This window comes from Tepidimonas sp. (assembly GCF_036824975.1).
Taxonomy (GTDB): domain Bacteria; phylum Pseudomonadota; class Gammaproteobacteria; order Burkholderiales; family Burkholderiaceae_C; genus Tepidimonas.
This window is the reverse complement of sequence record NZ_DAISZC010000016.1, coordinates 28,722-32,637: the sequence shown is the minus strand read 5'-3', so window position 1 is coordinate 32,637 and position 3,916 is coordinate 28,722. Positions and strand designations below refer to the sequence as shown.

Annotated in this window: 4 protein-coding genes; 2 read left to right on the top strand and 2 right to left on the bottom strand. The window is 70.7% G+C overall.

Annotated features, from left to right (window positions below; all coding sequences use genetic code 11):
* The first annotated feature begins 10 nt into the window (after positions 1-10).
* Complete coding sequence (locus tag V7Z54_RS03450) at positions 11-1,282, top strand: M48 family metallopeptidase (RefSeq protein ID WP_334134376.1); 1,272 nt, start codon at positions 11-13, stop codon at positions 1,280-1,282.
* A complete protein-coding gene (gene rsgA, locus V7Z54_RS03445; protein ID WP_334134371.1) occupies positions 1,279-2,217 on the top strand; it encodes a ribosome small subunit-dependent GTPase A in 939 nt (312 codons plus the stop codon). The genes V7Z54_RS03450 and rsgA overlap by 4 nt, the downstream gene beginning before the upstream one ends.
* An 80-nt stretch (positions 2,218-2,297) precedes the next feature.
* Here rsgA and V7Z54_RS03440 read toward each other — a convergent pair whose 3' ends face one another.
* A complete protein-coding gene (locus V7Z54_RS03440; protein ID WP_334134369.1) occupies positions 2,298-3,224 on the bottom strand; it encodes a cobalamin biosynthesis protein CbiB in 927 nt (308 codons plus the stop codon).
* Positions 3,221-3,916, bottom strand: a 696-nt coding sequence (locus tag V7Z54_RS03435) for a CoA pyrophosphatase (protein WP_334134368.1), incomplete at its 5' end; no start/stop codon positions are given. The genes V7Z54_RS03435 and V7Z54_RS03440, both read right to left, overlap by 4 nt.

Sequence of the window (3,916 nt, the reverse complement as noted above, 5' to 3'; positions counted from 1 at the left end):
CCACGCCCCCATTGCCGCCGACTTGCTGTGGACGCTCGTGTTCGCCGCCTGGCTGCTGCTGGCCGTGCTGCTGCGCGCCTGGCTGCTGTGGCGCCAGATGCGCCACGTGGCCCGCCATGCGCACCGTGTTCCGGCGCCGTTCGCGGGATGGGTGGATCCGGCGCAGCACCAGCGGGCGGCCCGCTACACGCTGGACAAGGCGCAGCTGACGCTGCTGGAGATGCTGTTCGGTAGCGCGGTGCTGGTGGCGTGGACGCTGTTGGGCGGGCTCGACGCGCTCAACCGCTTGCTGCTGGCGTGGCTGGGTGAAGGGTTGGCGCAGCAGGTGGCGCTGGTGGCGGCGTTTTTGGCCATCGGTGCGACGCTAGAACTGCCGTGGGCCTGGTGGCGCACCTTTCGCCTGGAGCAGCGCCACGGCTTCAACCGCACCACGCTGGCGCTGTGGGTGGCCGACGGCCTCAAGGGCGCGCTGGTGGCGGCTGTGCTTGGACTGCCCCTGCTGGCCGCGGTGCTGTGGCTGATGGAGCACGGCGGCGGCCTGTGGTGGCTGTGGGTGTGGGGCGTGTGGATGGGCTTTCAGGTGCTGCTGTTGCTGATCTTTCCGCGCGTCATCGCGCCGCTGTTCAACCGCTTCGAGCCGCTGCGCGACGAGGCGCTGCTGGCGCGGGTGCAGGCGCTGCTGCAGCGCTGCGGCTTTCGGGCCGAAGGGGTGTTCGTGGTGGATGGCAGCCGGCGCAGCGCACACGCCAACGCCTACTTCACCGGCATTGGGCCCACCAAGCGTGTGGTGCTGTTCGACACCCTGCTGCAGCACCTGACCCCGGAGCAGATCGAAGCGGTGCTGGCGCACGAATTGGGCCACGCGCGGCTGCGGCACATTCCGCGCCGGCTGGCGCTGCTGGCGGCCACCAGCGCCGCTGGCCTGGCGCTGCTGGCGTGGCTGGCCCAGCAGCCCTGGTTCTACCACGGCCTGGGCGTGACGCCACAACTGGCAGGGGGCAACGCCGCGCTGGCGCTGATCCTGTTCCTGCTGCTGGCCCCACTGGCCGGGGTGTGGCTGACGCCGCTGCTCAACGCCCTGTCGCGGCGCGATGAATTCGCGGCCGACACCTTTGCCAGCCAGCACGCCAGTGCCGCAGCGCTGGCGCAGGCCCTGCTGGCACTGCACCGCGACAACGCCAGCACGCTCACCCCCGATCCGCTGTACGTGCGCTTTCACTACTCCCATCCCCCGGCGGCGCAGCGGCTGGCCCGGCTGGGGCTGGCCGGAGATCCGACATGACGCGTGCGGCGCGCGCCGCCGGCGCGTCGCCCATCCTCCGCACAGGGCGAATCGTTGCCACGTATGGACGCCACGCCACAGTAGAGGATGACAGCGGTGCGCGGGTGCGCTGCCACCCGCGCGGCAAACGCCTGGACGCCGTGGTGGGCGACTGGGTAGACTGGTCGGCGGCTGGAGACGAGGGGGTGATCGAGCGGGTGCACGAGCGCCGCTGCGTGCTGTTCCGCCAGGATGCCGAACGCACCAAGACGCTGGCGGCCAACATCGACCAGGTGCTGGTGCTGCTGGCCGCGGAGCCAGTGTTTTCCGAAGCGCAGCTGGCGCGAGCCCTGATCGCGGCGCGCGCCGCCGGCGTGCCGGCACTGATCGCGCTGAACAAACGCGACGTACAACCCGCTTTCGACGCCGCGTGGGCACGCTTGGCGCCCTACCGGGCGATGGGCGAAGTGGTGCTGCCCCTGCAGTTGCGCGACGCGCACGACGACACGGGCTTGAGTGCGCTGCTCACCCGTTTGCATGACTGCGCTACGCTGGTCATGGGGCCGTCGGGTACTGGCAAAAGCACGCTGATCAACCGGTTGGTCCCCGAGGCGCAGGTGCAGACGCAAACCATCTCGCATGCGCTGGGCACTGGCCGCCACACCACCACGCGCAGCACCTGGTACTGGTTGGACGGCGATCGGCGCAGCGCCCTGATCGACTCGCCCGGCTTTCACGAATTCGGGCTGCACCACCTCGAGCCGGAGCAGCTGGCGGCTTTGATGCCGGACCTGCAACCGTTTCTGGGTCAATGCCGCTTTCACAACTGCACCCATCGGCAGGAGCCAGGCTGCGCGGTCCGCGCCGCCGTGGCCCCCGACGGGCGCATCACCCCGGGCCGCTGGCAGCTCTACGTTACGCTGTACGAGGAGTTGCGCGCGGCCCGGCGTTTTTGACGCCCATCTTTTGACGCCCATCGTCACCCACCCCCGGCGGCGACACCGCCAGCGGCGACCAGCGGCGAGAGCGCCTCACCTCAGAAAATACGGGCCAGCAGGCCGATGGCTAGCGCCATCAGCCACAGGACGACGCCCCGCCACACCAGCCCGACGGCACTGGCCAGGTGGGCCAATTGCGGCTCACGCAAATCGGTACCACGCAGCGGATCATCGGCGCCGCGCGCCAGCAAGCGCACCTGCAACGCCCCTTCAGCCACGGCCAGCAACAGCGTGTCGCTGGACTCACGCCAAGGGCCGGCATGCTGGCGCCAGCGCGCCAGCGCTTCCTCGAAATGCCCCACCATGGCAAACACCAGCACTGTCACGCGTGCCGCGGCGGCATCCAGCCAGTACCACGCTCGTTGCGCCAGCGCCGCCACGGCGGGGCTGACCACGGGCGACAGAGGCCCCGCCCCGCTCCAGCGCGCAGCCAAATTCGCCGCTTGGCGGTACGCCACGGCACCCGCCGGACCCAGCCCGAGCACCGCCCCGGCGACGAACCACACCAGCACCCCGAAGACGTGCCGCTGCGCCGACAACACCGCCTGCGCCAGCGTACGCCGCAGCAGCTCCTCACGCGGCCAGTCCACCACGGGCGTATTCAGCCAGTCGGCCAGCGCGGCGCGCGCACGCGCCTCGTCTGCCGACTCCAGCGCGGCCCGTACCGCGGTGAAGGGATGGCTAAACTGCCGAAATCCGAGCAGCAGGTAGAGCACCGCCAGGGTCCACGCAAACCCCAGCAGGCCGCTGGCGCGGTCCAGCCCCTGGTAGACCAACGCCGCCCCTAGCACCGGCGCGCCCCACGCCAGCCCCCACACCAGCACGCCCTGGGCACGGTGCCCGGCGTCGAGCTGGCGCTGCACCCAATCTGCCCAGCCGCGCGCCGGAGCAGCCAGCGCCGCCTCCGCACCGGGGCGGCGGGCCTGATCCAGCAACAGCGCAAACAGGACGGCGAAAAACGTCATGGGCGCATCATAGCGGCGGTGGCCGCCGACAAAAACCGGTACAGATTGCGCAGCATGGCAGCGGTTGCTCCCCAGATGAAGCGCTGCATGCCCCCATCGTCATAGGGCATCGACAACCAGTGACGGCGCGTGTGCGCCCACTGCACCTCATGGTGCCGGTGGTGGCGCGGGTCCATCAGAAACGCCAGTGGGACCTCGAACACATCGGCCACCTCGTGCGGATCGGGTTGCCACGGCCCCTGTGGCCACACCAGCCCCACCACGGGTGTGATGTCGAAGCCAGAGCCCGTGCGGTAGCGCGGCAGCGTTCCCAGCGCTTCCACCCAGGCGGGGGCCAGCCCCACCTCCTCCGCCGCTTCGCGCAGCGCACAGCGCACCGGATCACCGCCGTCGCGTGCATCCAGCTTGCCGCCCGGAAACGCCACCTGCGCGGCGTGCGTAGGCAGATGCGCGCTGCGCTCGGTCAACAACACCATCGGCTGTTCGCGCCACACGATGGGCACCAGCACCGCCGCCGGCCGCGGCGGCGCGTCCCCCCAAGGCGGCTCGGCGCGCCACTCAGGCTCCCACAGAGGCGGCTCGGCAAACCAGCGCCGCCACTGATCGGCGTTGAACTGCTGCACGGGTACTGGCGGCAGGTGCGCATCGCACGCCAACACCGGCACGCGACGGGGATCGAACGACGCGGGGAG

Coding starts and splice junctions, on each gene's coding strand:
- rsgA (WP_334134371.1), top strand. CDS start 1,279: ATGACGCGTGCGGCGCGCGCCGCCGGCGCGTCGCCCATCCTCCGCACA.
- V7Z54_RS03440 (WP_334134369.1), bottom strand. CDS start 3,224: ATGACGTTTTTCGCCGTCCTGTTTGCGCTGTTGCTGGATCAGGCCCGC.